Genomic DNA, 15,298 nt, shown 5'->3' with positions numbered 1-15,298 from the left:
GGGGTGGGGGGCGTGGACGATATACATAACTGCGCATCACAACACATTTCGGCCCCTCGCTTCCCCCCCTGACGAGAGCATTATGTATCAGACTTTTGGAAGAAAGACAATCGAAAAAGTGTCGCGGCGGTAAAGTATGGTATGATATTCGGATCCAATTTGGGGGAGATTTTAGGGGCGATGACACGAACGGATGGAAAGACAATTCGACAGCGATTGAATGAGAGCAAGCTCAACGCGGCCAGCGTCGTGACCTATCATATCATTGCTGCGGGGACCTTCTACGCACTCTGGCATCACAAAATATGGTGGCTGTTTCTGCTGTCGGCGGCGACGGCGCTGGTTCCCTGGATCATTCCCCCACCCCGAAACGAGAACAGCGTCTTCATCCGGGCGGCCCGGGGGAGGTATTACTGGCTGGCCGCCGCCGGATGTCTCGGCCGCGGCGTGTTCCAGTTGATTCGGGTGCTCATGGCTGGGATCTTCGTCTGGTGTTTGTGGAAGAACGATATCTGGTGGTCGATCGCCCTGGGGATTGTGCTGTTTCTGGGAAAGACGGTCTTTTTTTACGCCATGCTTCAGTACGATCGAGATCGTCTTCCTGATGGGCGGGAGACGTCTCCGGATTCCCTCTCGACATCACAAAAGGCTGACGCGGTCCCATAGCTCGTTACGGCATCGCACATCCTCCTGGATGGCCGGCGATCCGTCGTGCTGCGGTGCAGCCGGGGAACCGGCCCCGTGTTTTAAGTCCGGAATAGTCATGGAAAAAAATCACATAAAGACGTGCACAGAAGGTCCGGTCACTGATCCTGGTCCGTGGGGAGAGACAGGAACACCTCGGTCACGGTGATTACCGTCTTGCGGATAGAAAAGCTTCGCGGTGTATCGATGCGGGCCGTACCCGATATCTCCTTCGTGAACCTGCCGGAGACCTCTCCAGTGCCGTAGGCGGAGACGATATCGAAATCGGACGCATCCATGGAGAACATCAGGGCGTTCTCCCGCATGATGAAGAAATCTTCATCGTTGAAGAATATCGTCTCATGGGTGGTGGTTTCGTTGTCCCCGTCCCGGGGGTCGATGACCGCGGCCGGTATGACCGCCGCCGGGGTGCCGTCCCGTTCAAAAAGCCGAACCTCGTACAGTACCGTGACGATTGCGTCTTCCATGGCCTCCCGGGTCAGTCTGAGGGATTCCGTCTCGGCCGTAAATTCCCATGATACAACAAGCCGGTCAGACCCGGTTATTTCTATTCGCTCATTGGAAATAGTAATGAAATCCGTCGGCGCTCGTTCCGCACGAGCGGCCGTCCCCCAAAGGCCGGCCGCCGCGATGAGCGCCGGGATGAGCCATCTGGTGTTGATTCGTCTCTTCATCGTCATATCCGTATCGTCGTCTTCTCCTTTGTATCATACGGAGAGGACATCTGCAAGGTATGGACGTCGGCAGCGTATGAGATGACGGTGAAAAGACGGCATATCGGTGCGAAAACGAATATTTATCTTGATTGAGGATATCGGATACTGTATTATTTCTTCACTCCTGGGGATACTTTCTCTCATTATGCGACTGTCGCTTCGGTTTCGTAAACGGCTTCCACTCGAATCCCTCACATTGTAATCCCTCACATCACGATACACCGCATCGAAATACGGGCACGGCACACCGGCCTGAATCGATGTCGATAATACATGTTATTTCTTTATTGGAGGAGTCATATGTCCGAACACCTCAATGCAGACGGCAAAGATTTTCAGGTAACGAAAAAATACGCCTACTACGTCTTCGTGTTGCTGTTTGTACTGTATGTATTCAACTATGTGGATCGCATGGTCGTGGCGTCTCTCTTTCCGTTTCTCAAGGCGGAATGGGGGCTGACCGATACCCAGTGCGGGTGGTTTGCGTCCATCGTGACGTTGATGATGACCGTATTCGTCTTTCCAGTGTCGATCATGGTGGATCGCTGGAGCAGAAAGAAGACCATCGGCCTGATGGGGGTGCTCTGGAGCTTCGCCACGGCGGCGTGCGCCTTCACGAAGAATTTCAAGCAGCTTTTCGTCATGCGCTCTCTCGTGGGCATGGGAGAGGCCGCCTATACCTCCGGCGGACACGCGATGATCGCCGCATACTTCCCCGAGGAAAAGCGGGCGTCGATGAACGGCTTTTTTACCGCCGCCATCCCCCTGGGCACCGCGGTGGGTGTGGTGGTGGGGGGGGTGATCGCCGAGAGCCTGGGCTGGCGCTACGCCTTCGGCTTCATGGCCGTACCGGGGCTCTTTATCGCGCTTCTCTTCTTTTTCGTCAAGGATTACAAGACCGTCAGGATGGTCAAGGAATCCCACGAAGCACAGGGGAGAGTCGTCAAATCGATGGGATTCGGTGACATCGCCAAGGAATTCCTGGGAAATCCGACGGTTCTCTTGACCTACGTCGGATACGTGGGCAATACGTTCGTCACAACCGGGCTGATGAACTGGCTCCCGTCCTACTATAACCGCACCGAGGATCTTCCCATGGACGAGGCGGGCCTCAAGACGTCCATCGTCTTTCTTCTGGCCATCATCGGCGCGCCGGTGGGAGGGATCGTCATCGACAAGATCAGAAAGCGGATGATCCACGCCCGGATGAGCATTCCCGCCCTCACGTCGCTCCTTGCGGGCCTGTGCGTGTTCATCGCGTTTTCATTCCTAGATGGGAAGCCCCAGTATTTTTTTCTGCTGGCGTTCGGGTTCTTCGCGCCCATGTTCGCCGCCGGCGGCTCCGCCGTCACCCAGGACGTGGTGCATCCGGGGCTCAGGTCGTTCTCTTACGGCCTTGCCCAGTTCTTTATGATGGCCCTGGGCTATTCTCTGAGCCCGCTGTTCATCGGTGCTGTCTCGGATAAACACGGCGGCGATCTGCTCCCGGCGTTCCAGATGCTTCCGATATTCGCCCTCTTGGGTGCGATCGTCTTCTTTATCGGCTCGTTCTATTACAAGCGAGACCTGGACAAGGTCGCCAAGGTTACCCTGAAAGAAGCGGAATAATCGGACGGAATAGACCGCAAGGAATCGATTCGCCGTTTCCATAAAACGAATTTCGCCCCGGCACCGGTTGTGTCGGGGCGTTTTTTCGATACGATGTTTTGAGTATCTATGTACGCTGCGCCTGAACAACACCACTTCTGCTGAAGCCGGGCGAGGCCACCGGACAAACATCATCGAGTCGATTGAAGCCGTCTCGGTTGGGTGGTGACGTTGTACGAGCGCCATCAGGGTGGTCGAGAATAACAGAATGCGCCATCGGCTCGGAATCGCAGGCAATACTATATGACCCAGCCGATAAACATCGGCAATAGGCCACAATACGATCTGCAATCACCGAGGGTGGTGAGAGTGACGTGCTATTTGGTTACCGAAAACAATCCGCGCCCCTCACTGCAATCGCCGATAATGACGCTCGATCCAACCGGCCATCACCGGATGTAACCGATAACCCGGCGGGCGACTATTGGCGATAACACACCGCCGTACAGATAGTCATCGGGGAGTTTTCACGCCCCGTCGACACGAAATGCCGGCAGGGCGTCTCTCTATACAAAGTAGCGGGGCAGCATATAGCGCGACTGGCTGATCTGTTCCCTCAGAAAGCGTCTTCTCCCTTTGTTGAGGGTGAGATAATAGATCGCGCCCAGGAGGATGATCCCCCCCACAATACATGCGATGATAACGAGTGCTTTCATATCGTGTGTCTCTTTATATCTTTTCGTATTTTTCGATCAGTCCCGCGGCGATCATACCCGATGCCATGACCGACGGGATGCCGCCGCCGGGGTGGGTGGACGCACCGGTCAGGTACAGCCCCTTGATGCTCTTCGATCGGGACGCCGGGCGAAACACCGTGGACGTGGCGACGTCCTGGTGGAACATGTATATGGCCCCCTTGGGTGCGAGGAGGTTTCTCTCGTAGTCCAGAGGGGTGCCCAGGATGGCGGTCTTCACCTGGTTTTTCAGCCCGGGGACGTAGGTTTTCGACATGAAATCTATTGTTTCATCGATTACCCGCTCCCGTACGGCGTCCCAGCTGTCTGTGGCCAGATCGTTGGGACAGGCCAGGGTCATCACCACCGTATGGTTCCCCTTCGGGGCGTTGTTCGAGTCCGAGAGCGACGTCCAGCTGATGAGGCCGAACTGCTCGTCCGGGAGTTTCCCCTGCTTGTACACGTCCCAGTAGTAGTCGTTCAGGGCCTCCACGGGGAGGGTACACAGGGTATGATGAGCGGACAGCTCCGGCTTTGAATCCAGGCCGAGGTAGAGCATCAGGGCCGCCGTGGAGGGCTGGAGGCTCTGCAGACCCTTTCGGACCATTGAGCCCAGGTGTTCCTCTCCCACCAGGTCGAAGTAGAGGCTTTTTGCGTTGATGTTCGAGACCACCACCTCGGCGGATATCTGCTCCCCGGACGCGAGGGATACACCCTCGGCCCTGCCGTTCCGTATCATGAGGCTCTTCACCTCGGTATCGAGCATGACCTCCATCCCGTGTCGTTCACCGACCCTTCTGAGGGCCTCGGGAATGGCGATCATGCCTCCCTTGCTGTAGAAGAAGCCGTTGTGTTCCGCCCAGGGGAGCATGGTCATGTGACCGGGGCAAAGCTCCGGGGGGAGGCCCATGAAGTTCGATTGGAAGGCCAGGGCCTCCTGTACCTTCGGGTGTGTGAAATATTTCCTGAGAACGTCCTGATAGTTCATGTTGAACAGCGGCATGTACGAGAATAGCTTCGGCGTCTTCAGGAACATCTTGAGCATGTCGGTCAGGGTATTCGCCGGCTCCAGGAAAAATCCCGTCAGGGCCGTGTCCAAAAAACCCTGCATGTAGTCGGCGAACTTCAGCCATCCCTCGGCGTCTTTTGGGGATATCTTACTGAATTCCTCGGCGGTCTCCTCCTTGGAAGTCGGATACCTCATCTGTGTGCCGTCCTTGAACTTGATGGTGTAGATCGGTTCAAGGGGCACCATTTCCACCTCGTTGAATACCGACGTTCCCAGCTCCTTGAAGCATACGTCGATAACGTCGATGATCTCGATGATGGATGCGCCGATGTCGAAACGAAACCCGTCCCGCTCAAAGGTGGAGCAGTATCCGCCCACCCGGGGACTCTGTTCGACAACCAGCGTCTTCCTGCCTCGTTTTGCCATTACAGCCCCGAGGCTCAAACCGCCCAGCCCCGCTCCAATAACAATTACGTCATAGTCTGCCATAGTCTGTGTCCTTCGCATTCACTTGAAGAAAATATTGTATTGTAGCGCATTTCAGTCTCAACATTTTCATGTCGGCAGCATATCGGTATGGGGTCGGCAGTCGGCGAGGAATGTCTCGATATCATCGACAATGACCGCCCCTTCGTTGTTAACCGGTGAGATGAGCCATCGGGAGGGGACCTCGCCGAAGGCATCCTGCATGGCGTCCCTGATGGCGACGGCTTTTGTCTCGTCGTCGGTAATGGCGACCATCGACGGGCCGGAACCGGCGATGGAACAGCCGTACGCCCCGGCGGACAGGGCCGCCCCTTTGACCTCCCTGAATCGGGGGATCAAAGACCCCCTGGGTATCTCAAGAAGATCGTTGTTTCGCATAATGGCCCCTAATCGTCGGATGTCGTCTGACTGGTAGGAGAGCACTGCCTCGGCGGCCTTGATGGACTGCTGCCTGACCAGTGAGAGGATATCCACCGGCTCGAATCCCCGCATCTCCAAAAACGAGCGGCGTATGTGATTATTCAGGGCGGCCCGGGATTCGCTGGTGTTCAGCGAAACATCCGGCTTGACGATGATGGAGACGAGGTTCTCTCCCCCCTTGATACGGTGAAATCGCTTTTCACCGGCGGGGAGGTCGTCGTAGTTTTCGCTCATCATCAGGAAAAATCCACCGAAGTACGACGGGATGACGTTGTCCGGGTGGCCGGTGCCGCATGCGGTTTCCTCCCCCAAAAGGAGGGCGTCGATAATGTCGTTTTGGGGGAGTTCCCTTTCGGCCGCCGCCAGCACCCCCTTTACCGCCGCAACGGTGCTGGCCGATGATGATCCCAAGCCGGAGCCGATGGGCATGTATTTGTGGAGCGTCAGTGAGAGATTGAAGTCCAGATCGTAATGTTCTCTCAGACGCATGAAGGCGTAGCGAGCCGCCGCGAACGCGGCGTTTCTTTCGGGTTTGAGGTTTTGAAGAAACGGGGACATAGGGCCGGCAACGCCGCGCCACAGGATGGGATCGCCCTGCTGTTCTACCTTCTCGACCAGGCAGAAATCACCCAGCCACATCAACGCGTATCCCATGATATCGTATCCGGGGCCGACATTAGCCGTGGTGGCCGGGGCGAAGCTGATGCAATCGACCATGTAAGACACAAAAACAATATGATAAGGGAGATACGTCGTTCGCTGTTCGGGCGACGAGACGATCAGATATATAATGCACCGATATACCGGTCGAGTCAAGGACTTTTCCATATAGAGGGAAAAGCGCCGTTTTACGCCTCGCAGTCCCGGGGATCGTCGATGAAGGGCTGAAAGGGAAGGCCGGGAACAGACAAAACTCCGTCAATGGAGAGCTCCAGGGAGAATCTCCTGCGTCCCGAGAGAGGATCGTCAAGGACTATTTCCATCCCGGTATCGGATACGCTGTATAATCCCGTATGCTCGATGCGCTTGACCTTTGCGGTCGTCACATCCAGCTCCCAGAGGGTCAATGTGCCGTCTTCGTGAAAATCAATCCCGCCGACCGGGCCGTAGGCCCCGGCGTTGAACGCGTACCACGATACTTCTTTGAGGATCAACAGGGCGTCCTCGGGATCATCCGGGTTTAGGCCCAGAAGCCGCTGGTAGCGAAAGGTATCGTGCACACACGCAAGGTCGGGATCATCCTTCATCCGATCCAGACGGCCGGGATCCAATCGTATCGACTCCTCCAGGTAATCGAGGATACGCCATTTATAGGTGTCATACCGGCAGACAAATTCCGGACCTATATCTCTGAGAACACCCAGGGTGCAGGCGTAGTTGTACTGGGCCAGGACGTATGAGGGATCAGCCTCGATGGCTTTCCCGAAATAGTCCAGCGCCTCCACATAGCGTCCCTCCGTGTAGAGGCGGAATCCCGTGGTGTTCAGATCCCGGGCGGACTGCGCGTATGCCGCGTACACACAAAGACCGGCACAGAAGAGAAGAAGGATCAAGATTCGTCTCATAGGTGGTGAGCCCTTTTTTGTTTCCGATGAAACAATGAAGATGAAAGGGTGTCCTATCGTCAGTATAGCCGATATCGCATAAGAAAAAAAGAAAAAGGAGAATATCATGCCGCTGGTGAAGCTCCACGTCTCCGACGACCTCTCCCGGGAGTCGGGAGAGAGACTCTTATCAGATGTTCTCTCGATACTTAGGGACACCCTTGCCATCGACCCGAAACACGGCCACGCGATTCTCTATTCCACAGGGCTGTCAAATAGAGCCTGCCACGAGTGTAGGGACGGGCGGTTCGTGTTCGTGGAGGTCGCGCTGTTTTCGGGAAGAACGGATGAGATGAAGGCGGAGTTGTTTCGGAAGATAAGCGGTGCGGTCCATCGCCGTACCGGCGTGGATGAATCCGATATCATCATCTATCTTATCGAGGCGGACCGCGGCAACTGGGCGGGGCGGGGCGGTATCCCGCTCTCGACGGTACGGCTTGGGTACTGAATGAAGAGAGCTTTCGGCATACACACGGGGTTTCGCCTGCGGGTGGGGTGTGTGGGGGAAGGGGGTTGGAACGAGATCCGTGTGTGATCGAGAACGCATATATTTTTTGCCCCACATGTGAGACTCTTTGTTATAATAAGAGCTTCAGAGAAGAAATCCGGACCGGACGAAGCGGCGGGACCGGTATCGAAAAAAAATGATTATCCCGCTCGATACGTGATACCGTTGTTTACCCGTATCGGAGAGATGTATATATGAGAAGGAATTGGAGAATCGCACGCGGTATCGTGTCGATACCGTTGATTCTTTTATGCGCCGCCTGTGCCGGGATCGACGGTGGAGGGGGGCTTCTGAATGTGCCGGTCGCTTCCGAAGAGCCGCCGTTTGTCCCCTTCATCAGTCCAAAATACGAATACCAAATCGACATCCCCCGGGGATTCGAAATGGAGGGAATGGAGGGAAAGCTCACCTCCTGGAGCTATATCCCGCCGGTGGAAGAGGAGACTGAGACAACCGGCCCGATAGCACCCCGCATCAGCGTAGTCGTCACCGACATCCCGAAAGGATATTCCTCTCGATCGTTGTTCGATACCAAGACAGCACTGATCACGGAGGGGATGAATGAGCCGGATTCGAATCTGAAAAATCTTCAGGTTGTGGAGTATCCGAAGGGATACGCACTCATGGTAGATGCCGTCGATAAATCAAATAAATACGCGGAAAATCATCGTTTCTACTATATTTATATAGATGATACGTCCTACCTTGTTGATATTTCCGGTACCGCCTCGGACCTGAAGCGATGGGAGACGTATTTTAACCATGTACTTGAATCGTTTCAGATTATTCAGTAACGGCGCGTAACAGGTATCGATCAAATTGTTTATTTCCGTCCTGTCGTTTCGGGACACTTACAGTTCCAGTACGGCCTGTCCGGCTCCGCTGGGGCTTGTCCAGTTCTGCTGGGCTTGTCCAGCTTGGCTGGGCTTTTATTGTCAGACGAAATCGTGCATAGTGATGTGAAAGAGACCCTTTATAAATCCAACGTGAGGAACACAGATGAAGGATGTGGATGTCCCGGTCATTGTCACGGGAAAACAGAAAAAGATCGCCCTTGTGGCCCACGACGCCCGGAAACGGGATCTGCTCGAATGGGCGGAGTTCAACAAGCTCACTCTCTCAAAACATATTCTGTTCGGCACCGGCACCACCGGCACATTGATCAGGGATAAACTGGGCCTGGACGTGACGGTGTTCAAAAGCGGTCCCCTGGGCGGGGATCAACAGATCGGGGCGAAGATCGTCGACGGGGAGATAGATTTCCTCATGTTCTTCTGGGATCCGATGTCCACCCATCCCCACGACCCGGACGTAAAGGCGCTTCTTCGGATCTCGGTGCTGAGCAACATCCCGGTGGCGTGCAATCGCGCGTCGGCGGATTTTATCATCTCGTCACACCTGATGGACGAGAAGTATAAGCGACGGCTTATCGATTTTGAAACGAGACTGCACCGGGATATTCCCGGTCTGTAATCGGGATGTGACAATAGGGATGGAGCCTCTCCCGTTTGAAGATCGACGGGAATACACGGGCCTTTGGATGGTATCCAAAGGCCCGTATTTCGTGCTTCTTTCACCGGAGTGGATGATGTTTCATGTAAGGAGATTACTGAAATTCCACCCGGTACTGTACCGTGTACCTGGTCAGTAGTTCGTTGATCTTCGTGAGGATCTTGTCTGTGGAGACGCCCGGATTCGGCGTTACGGTTATCACCGCGCTCTTCCCGTGCACCACATCTTCTCCCACTTTCACCGAAACCGACGCCGCCATGTCGCCCAGGGCCGAAAGCTCCCGCTCGTAGGCCCTCCGTGCGGCGTCCCATGTGAGGGCGGGCTTGAAGATTTTTCCAATGGGAGTCAGGGGGATCTCGTCCATGATGATGACCTCCTTGGGTACGGCGGCGCGCTCTCCGATATGCTCCCCGGCATAGGCCATGATATCTTCGGGAGTCATGTTCGATCCCGGGACCAACTCCACATACACCACCGGCACCTCACCGGCGTGGGCGTCGGGCCGACCCACGGCGGCGACGGTCTTTATGTCATCAAGACCGTAGAGCGGCTCCTCTATGCTCAAAGGATCGATGTTGTGACCGCCCCGGATGATCATCTCCTTTTTTCGTCCCGTCAGCCAAAAGTAGCCGTCCCCATCCATCCGGCCCAGGTCACCGGTGTTGAACCAGCCGTCTCCCAGCCAGACGCCCCGGTTGTGCAACTCCTCCCGATATCCGAGAAAGACGTTCGGCCCCCGGATGGCGATCACGCCGATCTCCCCGATGTCGGCGTCTCTCACGTAGCCGCCGTCGTCATCGGTGATGACGACCTTCATCTCGGTATAGGGCATTCTCAGGCCGATGGAGCCGACCCGCCGCTCGCCGTCCTTCGGGTTGATGGAGGCGCCTGCGGTGGATTCGGTCAGGCCGTATCCCTCCAGTATTTTCAGACCGGTGTATTCCTCGAACCTGCGAAACAGCTCCACCGACAGGGGGGCCGCCCCGCAGATGGCGTATTTCAGGCACGAAAGGTCCGCATCTTCCTTGGGTGTGTCCAACAGGATCGAGAGGATCGTGGGAACGCTGGAGAAGAACGTGCCCCGGTATGTATTGATAATCTTGAAGAAGTTCGGGAGCACTCCCGGATCCCGGTATCCCTGGGGCGTTAAAAGCAGCACCTGGGCGCCGCCCCAGAAGGGGGCAAGGCCCGTGACGATCGTACCGTTGACATGGAACAGCGGCAAACCGCACATGACGGTATTGGAGGGATCCAGTCCCGCCAGAATCGACATGACGTGGGCGTTTGCCAGTTCGTTGAAATGACTTCTCATGGCGAGCTTCGGGGTGCCGGTGGTGCCGCCGGTATGATACATGGATGCGATGTCTTCGGGCCCGATGGAGCGTGTGAAGGTCAGTGCGTCCCCCGGATATTCCTGGAGCTTTTCATCCAGGCTGAAAATGTTTTTATCCTCCTCGGTGGGACCCATGAGGCGGAGGATGTATTTGAGGGTGGGGATGTCGTCTCTGATTTTTTCCACCTTACCCCATATTTCCGAGCCGGGCACCTCTCCCAGGGCCACGAGCACCTTCGTTCCCGCCGATATGCAGATATCCCGGATTGTCGGGGCGTCGAGGAGGGGATTGATGGGGTTGGCGATGCCGGCGGCCTCCGCGCCCCACAGGACGGAGTGGGTCTGAGGTGCGTTGGGCAAAAGATAGGTAACCACATCGTCAGGCCCCACGCCCAGATCATGGAAACAGTTCGCCGCCTGGTTGACACTCTCCATGAAACGACGATAGGTGACCTGGATTGGGTGTTCGTACTGGTCGCCGGTCATGATGAAGCTGATGGCGACGGCGTCCGGATCGATGGCGCTCCCCGCCACGAGGGCGTCATAGGTATTGCGCACCGAAAATCGATCCTCCAGGGGGGTTTTTTCGATCTGTTCGATATCTGCCATATTTCTCACCAGGATTTCTTCCATCTGTACGACTCCTTTATAGATAACGATGGGATGGAATGACCGGGGTGATACGTCAGAGTCGATTGACCAATCGGTCAGTAATACACTCTATACTATAGATTGACCGGTCAGTCAATAATAAAATCGCGATATGTGTATACTCTCTGTCATATCGGGGAGTGATTATCGTACGCGGTCTGTTTCAGGCGTCGTGTCGGGAAAGGCCGGGGGCGGGCATCAATCGTCGGAGAGCCGGTCCGGATAGAGCTGTTTTCCCGGAATGACGCCCCGTATGCCGCCCAGGGGATTCTCAACGTCGTGAACGTACCGCGGTATCAGGTGAAGGTGGACGTGAAATATCGTCTGGCCGGCGGCGGCCCCCTCGTTTACGCCGATGGTATACCCGTCCGGGGAGAAACGGTCGTCCAGATAGCCTTTCGCCCGGTCGAGCGTTTCAAGCATCGCCGCCCGTTCTTTCCGATTCAATCCAAACCAGCTTGCCACATGCCGGACGGGGATGACGAGGATGTGTCCCTGTGCGACCGGGTGTCGGTCGAGGCAGCTGAAGGCGTGTTTTGTTGTGAAGAGCCGCTCGTCCATCGGCTTTTCGCAGAAGATGCAGCCCGGTTTCCCATTAACGTGTGTCATGGGTTCTCCTCAGCTCAACTCCCGGCCCTTGCCGGAGTCGGAAACGGATACCAGTGCCTGGGGGTAGGGGGAGAGAAAAGCCTGGTTCAGGAGAAATTCGTCCTCGAAGCGGACGGCCCAGGAGTTGATAAGGCGAATTGGGACGCTCAGGGGGATACGCTCGTCCCGGTATTCCTCGATGGTCTGGAGGAAGAGCTCCCGCTCGTTTTCTGTCAGATGACGTGAGACGCCGCCGAAAGCGTGAAGGAGCATGTTGACGGTGCGCCCCGGCCTCGGGAGGGCGGCGAACATCCTCCCCAGTTCACGCCCGTAGGATATGAAGACCTCACCGGGCGGGAGCTTTTCGTGATTGGCGACGATCTTCCCGAGGATTTTCAGACGGGACTGGTTCAGCGCCATGAACTGGTATTTGTACCTGGTGTGGAAATCGACGAGGGCCCGCATGGAGCCTTCCTTTTCGATCCGGCGAAACGCCGCACGACAGAAGAGGTGCGTCAGGAAGTACTCACGGATGGAAAAATTCTTGAGTCGTCCCTCGTCTTCCACCGGGAGGCCGCCGAAACGCTTCAAGACGGCGGCGGCGAAGAATCCGCTCCCGATACCCGCCCCTCCCTTCGGGTCCATTCCCTTGTAGATCTTCACCTGGCCGGGGCCGCAGGAGGGGGAGCGGAACTTGAGGATGAAGCCGTCGACGGCCGTAAGCGAGTCCAGAAACAGTGATGTGAATGACCTCATCGATTCGGTCAGGTCCCGGCCGGTCGCCGGTTGGTAGAGCATCAAACCGCCGTCCGCCTCGACGATGCGGATGGGATCCCTGGGGACACCCAGACCGATCTCCACCTCGGGACACACCGGGATGAAGTCCACGAAGTCCGAAAGACGCGCCACGAATGGGTCGGGAATCATCTGGCCGTTGTAGCGGCAGTGATCGAACTCGATGCACCGACTGACGACCACGATCGGTTTGTGATCCGTATCCATGAAGACACCGTATCACGACTTTTTCCCCCAGGCAAACAAAGAATTTTTCATGTTTCACCGTCCCGTCTTTCACGGTATACTGTTTGTGAGCACATCATTCGGTTTAAGGCGGTCATGACGGTTCATCCCGACAGGATTCATGCCCTCAATGATGCGGCGTTCCGGGCAAAAGGCCCGGTCGTCTACTGGATGAGCAGGGATCAGCGCGCAGACGACAACTGGGCCCTGCTGTTCGCCCAGAATATCGCCCTGGAGCGAAGGGAAGGGGTGTGTGTGCTCTTCGTCCTCGCGGACGCATTTCTGGGAGCGGCCCTGCGGCAGTATCGCTTCATGCTGTCGGGCCTTTCCGAGACAGCCCGGGATCTCGCATCCCGCAATATCCCCTTCTATCTGGTACGGGGGGAGCCGGGCGTTGTCGTGCCGGCGTTCGTCGAAAAGCTGGGGGCTTCTTGTGTCATCACCGATTTCGATCCGCTGAGAATCAAGAGGCGGTGGAAAGAAGAGACGGCCGAAGAGCTCACTGTCTCGTTCCTGGAAGTGGACGCCCACAACATCGTCCCCTGTCGGGCGGCGTCCGTCAAGGGGGAGTACTCGGCGGGGACATATCGCCCCAGGCTCACCCGAAGGCTCGGTGGATTTCTCGTCGACATACCGGCCGTCGTCCCGCATCCCCATTCGGCGCCCCCGGCGCCCGAGGTGCAATGGGACGAGGTCCTGGGATCGCTCACTGTTTCGGACGCGGGAGGCACCGTCGATTGGATACCGCCCGGACCCCAGGCGGCCTTAACCCGGATGCACCGTTTTATCGACGGGGGCCTTTCCCGCTACGATGCCGAGAGAAACGACCCCACGAAACACGCCCAATCGGAGTTGTCCCCCTATCTCCATTTCGGACAGCTCTCCGCCCAGCGGCTCGCCCGGGAGGTCGGGGCTTCGTCCGCGCCCCGGGGGGCGAAGGACGCTTTTCTGGAGGAATTGATCGTGCGCCGGGAGCTGTCGGATAATTTCTGCCTGTGGCATCACGACTATGATTCATCGGCGTGCTTCCCCGATTGGGCGAAGAAAACCCTGAAGGAGCACGGAGACGACCACAGAGAGCACGTCTATACGTACGAGCGGTTTCGAGACGCCGAGACCCACGATCCCCTCTGGAACGCCGCACAGAAGGAGCTGGTCGTGCGGGGGACGATGCCCGGATATCTGAGGATGTACTGGGCGAAGAAGATACTGGAGTGGACCGAGAGCCCCGAGGCGGCGATGGAATATGCCGTTAATCTCAACGACACGTATCAGCTCGACGGCAGGGACCCCAACGGCTATGCGGGCGTCGCCTGGTCCATCGGCGGGGTGCACGATCGCGCCTGGGGGGAGCGGGAGATATTCGGAAAGGTTCGCTATATGAGCCATGCCGGCTGTCGCCGGAAGTTCAACGTGGATGCCTATATAAAAAGTGTGGAGGAACTCTCGGGTTAGTCCGGCCGTATCGTCTCTCCGTCAACAATGATGATATATTATAAACAGTCAGTTGAGGAGGGCGATGGCCAGGTTCAGGGCCGACGCGTACCCCACCCAGAGGAAATAGGGGACGAGGAGGTATGCCGCAGGGGGGGACACCCGCCGAAACAGCACCATCGTCACTGCGATGAATAGCAACAAGGTTGCGATGACCGCGAAACCGGGCCACAGTGCGTGCAGGCCGAAAAACACCGGTGTCCAGAGAAAATTGAGGGCAAGCTGGGCAATAAATGCGCCCGCGGCGTCTTTTACTTCCTTTCCCGTCAGCCCCCCTCTGATGACCAGAAACAGGGAGACCCCCATCAGGAGGTAGAGGGTCGTCCAGACAGGGGCGAACACCCAATCGGGAGGGGTGAACCCCGGTTTCGCCAGGGCGGCGTACCAGCCGGGTATGTTGGGTGCGGTGAAAAACGATCCAAATACCCCCACGAGCTCGCAGAGCACGATGCAGCCGATGAGAAGCAATGTATCTTTTTTCGTCATTGTCGCCTCCATGAATGTATCGGATGACACTGTGGTGTATCCTATCACGCATATCACGACGGGTACGGTGGATGGAAACGTGTTTCCAAGGAAACCGTCTCGGTATGATTGACAATCCCGTTTACCCGTCTTCAGACTATTGTATATCGTGACGGGGATAATTCAACCCCTAAAATTAATAATTTTTCAATGAATTATTAACATGCTTGATAAATCGAGTCAGGAAATGGGCCGGTATCATGGTATTTTCGGGAATATGACCGTCCTTTCAGACGGGGGCACGGTCCGAATATGAAGGGTGAAAAAGACGTTGCGGCCGACACGCAGACCTACCCGTTACGGGCATGAATTGACCTGTTGATGAAAATATGATAAGAAATATTTGATCAGAGCAAATTTCATGGAGAAAACACATGAGATATCGGGCAATAGTAGTCGGTATAGT

15 protein-coding genes are annotated in these 15,298 nt (G+C 56.3%); 6 read left to right on the top strand and 9 right to left on the bottom strand.

Annotated features, from left to right (window positions below):
* The first annotated feature begins 180 nt into the window (after window positions 1–180).
* Window positions 181–666, top strand: a complete 486-nt coding sequence (locus tag JW885_01165) for a hypothetical protein (GenBank protein MBN1880755.1) — start codon at window positions 181–183, stop codon at window positions 664–666.
* Window positions 667–803: 137 nt separating this feature from the next.
* Here the strand turns inward: JW885_01165 and JW885_01160 are convergent, their stop codons facing one another.
* Window positions 804–1,379, bottom strand: coding sequence for a hypothetical protein (locus JW885_01160; protein MBN1880754.1), 576 nt, complete (start codon window positions 1,377–1,379; stop codon window positions 804–806).
* A 342-nt stretch (window positions 1,380–1,721) separates the two neighbouring features.
* Here JW885_01160 and JW885_01155 point away from each other — a divergent pair, with 342 nt between their 5' ends.
* Window positions 1,722–3,029, top strand: a complete 1,308-nt coding sequence (locus JW885_01155) for an MFS transporter (GenBank protein MBN1880753.1) — start codon at window positions 1,722–1,724, stop codon at window positions 3,027–3,029.
* 545 nt (window positions 3,030–3,574) lie between these two features.
* Here the strand turns inward: JW885_01155 and JW885_01150 are convergent.
* The 4 genes from JW885_01150 to JW885_01135 form a co-directional block, all read right to left on the bottom strand.
* A complete protein-coding gene (locus JW885_01150) occupies window positions 3,575–3,724 on the bottom strand; it encodes a hypothetical protein (GenBank protein MBN1880752.1) in 150 nt (49 codons plus the stop codon).
* A gap of 13 nt (window positions 3,725–3,737) precedes the next feature.
* Complete coding sequence (locus tag JW885_01145) at window positions 3,738–5,240, bottom strand: NAD(P)/FAD-dependent oxidoreductase (protein ID MBN1880751.1); 1,503 nt, start codon at window positions 5,238–5,240, stop codon at window positions 3,738–3,740.
* Between the two features lie 66 nt (window positions 5,241–5,306).
* Window positions 5,307–6,374, bottom strand: coding sequence for a homoserine kinase (locus tag JW885_01140; GenBank protein MBN1880750.1), 1,068 nt, complete (start codon window positions 6,372–6,374; stop codon window positions 5,307–5,309).
* A gap of 131 nt (window positions 6,375–6,505) precedes the next feature.
* Window positions 6,506–7,222, bottom strand: a complete 717-nt coding sequence (locus tag JW885_01135; GenBank protein ID MBN1880749.1) for a hypothetical protein — start codon at window positions 7,220–7,222, stop codon at window positions 6,506–6,508.
* Between the two features lie 106 nt (window positions 7,223–7,328).
* On the opposite strand from JW885_01135, the gene JW885_01130 reads away from it, so the two are divergent.
* From JW885_01130 to JW885_01120, 3 genes are all read left to right on the top strand, one after another.
* Window positions 7,329–7,709, top strand: a complete 381-nt coding sequence (locus JW885_01130; protein MBN1880748.1) for a tautomerase family protein — start codon at window positions 7,329–7,331, stop codon at window positions 7,707–7,709.
* A gap of 254 nt (window positions 7,710–7,963) precedes the next feature.
* The gene (locus JW885_01125) at window positions 7,964–8,563 is read left to right on the top strand and encodes a hypothetical protein (GenBank protein MBN1880747.1); all 600 of its coding nucleotides are present in this window, start codon (window positions 7,964–7,966) and stop codon (window positions 8,561–8,563) included.
* A gap of 205 nt (window positions 8,564–8,768) precedes the next feature.
* Window positions 8,769–9,242: a methylglyoxal synthase gene (locus tag JW885_01120; GenBank protein ID MBN1880746.1), complete on the top strand. Its 474-nt coding sequence runs from the start codon at window positions 8,769–8,771 to the stop codon at window positions 9,240–9,242.
* A 133-nt stretch (window positions 9,243–9,375) separates the two neighbouring features.
* On the opposite strand, the gene JW885_01115 is transcribed toward JW885_01120, so the two are convergent.
* The 3 genes from JW885_01115 to JW885_01105 form a co-directional block, all read right to left on the bottom strand.
* Window positions 9,376–11,247 (bottom strand): acyl-CoA synthetase, encoded by a 1,872-nt coding sequence (locus tag JW885_01115; protein MBN1880745.1) that lies wholly within the window; start codon window positions 11,245–11,247, stop codon window positions 9,376–9,378.
* A gap of 216 nt (window positions 11,248–11,463) precedes the next feature.
* Window positions 11,464–11,826: an HIT family protein gene (locus JW885_01110; protein MBN1880744.1), complete on the bottom strand. Its 363-nt coding sequence runs from the start codon at window positions 11,824–11,826 to the stop codon at window positions 11,464–11,466.
* A 57-nt stretch (window positions 11,827–11,883) separates the two neighbouring features.
* Window positions 11,884–12,855 carry a DUF523 and DUF1722 domain-containing protein gene (locus tag JW885_01105; protein MBN1880743.1) on the bottom strand — a complete coding sequence of 324 codons (972 nt, stop codon included), beginning with the start codon at window positions 12,853–12,855 and terminating at the stop codon, window positions 11,884–11,886.
* 114 nt (window positions 12,856–12,969) lie between these two features.
* On the opposite strand from JW885_01105, the gene phrB reads away from it, so the two are divergent.
* Window positions 12,970–14,328 (top strand): deoxyribodipyrimidine photo-lyase, encoded by a 1,359-nt coding sequence (gene phrB, locus JW885_01100; GenBank protein ID MBN1880742.1) that lies wholly within the window; start codon window positions 12,970–12,972, stop codon window positions 14,326–14,328.
* A gap of 48 nt (window positions 14,329–14,376) precedes the next feature.
* Here the strand turns inward: phrB and JW885_01095 are convergent, their stop codons facing one another.
* The gene (locus JW885_01095; GenBank protein MBN1880741.1) at window positions 14,377–14,865 is read right to left on the bottom strand and encodes a tryptophan-rich sensory protein; all 489 of its coding nucleotides are present in this window, start codon (window positions 14,863–14,865) and stop codon (window positions 14,377–14,379) included.
* Window positions 14,866–15,298: the final 433 nt, after the last annotated feature.

It is taken from the genome of Candidatus Zymogenaceae bacterium, assembly GCA_016931225.1.
Classification (GTDB): Bacteria; Desulfobacterota; Zymogenia; order Zymogenales; family Zymogenaceae; genus JAFGFE01.
The sequence above is the reverse complement of the archived record's forward strand: the minus strand, read 5'-3'. Positions and strand labels throughout refer to the sequence as shown.

Coding starts and splice junctions, on each gene's coding strand:
- JW885_01110 (MBN1880744.1), bottom strand. CDS start 11,826: ATGGACGAGCGGCTCTTCACAACAAAACACGCCTTCAGCTGCCTCGAC.
- JW885_01120 (MBN1880746.1), top strand. CDS start 8,769: ATGAAGGATGTGGATGTCCCGGTCATTGTCACGGGAAAACAGAAAAAG.
- JW885_01145 (MBN1880751.1), bottom strand. CDS start 5,240: ATGGCAGACTATGACGTAATTGTTATTGGAGCGGGGCTGGGCGGTTTG.
- JW885_01115 (MBN1880745.1), bottom strand. CDS start 11,247: ATGGAAGAAATCCTGGTGAGAAATATGGCAGATATCGAACAGATCGAA.
- JW885_01130 (MBN1880748.1), top strand. CDS start 7,329: ATGCCGCTGGTGAAGCTCCACGTCTCCGACGACCTCTCCCGGGAGTCG.
- phrB (MBN1880742.1), top strand. CDS start 12,970: ATGACGGTTCATCCCGACAGGATTCATGCCCTCAATGATGCGGCGTTC.
- JW885_01150 (MBN1880752.1), bottom strand. CDS start 3,724: ATGAAAGCACTCGTTATCATCGCATGTATTGTGGGGGGGATCATCCTC.
- JW885_01135 (MBN1880749.1), bottom strand. CDS start 7,222: ATGAGACGAATCTTGATCCTTCTTCTCTTCTGTGCCGGTCTTTGTGTG.
- JW885_01140 (MBN1880750.1), bottom strand. CDS start 6,374: ATGGTCGATTGCATCAGCTTCGCCCCGGCCACCACGGCTAATGTCGGC.
- JW885_01155 (MBN1880753.1), top strand. CDS start 1,722: ATGTCCGAACACCTCAATGCAGACGGCAAAGATTTTCAGGTAACGAAA.
- JW885_01125 (MBN1880747.1), top strand. CDS start 7,964: ATGAGAAGGAATTGGAGAATCGCACGCGGTATCGTGTCGATACCGTTG.
- JW885_01095 (MBN1880741.1), bottom strand. CDS start 14,865: ATGGAGGCGACAATGACGAAAAAAGATACATTGCTTCTCATCGGCTGC.
- JW885_01160 (MBN1880754.1), bottom strand. CDS start 1,379: ATGAAGAGACGAATCAACACCAGATGGCTCATCCCGGCGCTCATCGCG.
- JW885_01105 (MBN1880743.1), bottom strand. CDS start 12,855: ATGGATACGGATCACAAACCGATCGTGGTCGTCAGTCGGTGCATCGAG.
- JW885_01165 (MBN1880755.1), top strand. CDS start 181: ATGACACGAACGGATGGAAAGACAATTCGACAGCGATTGAATGAGAGC.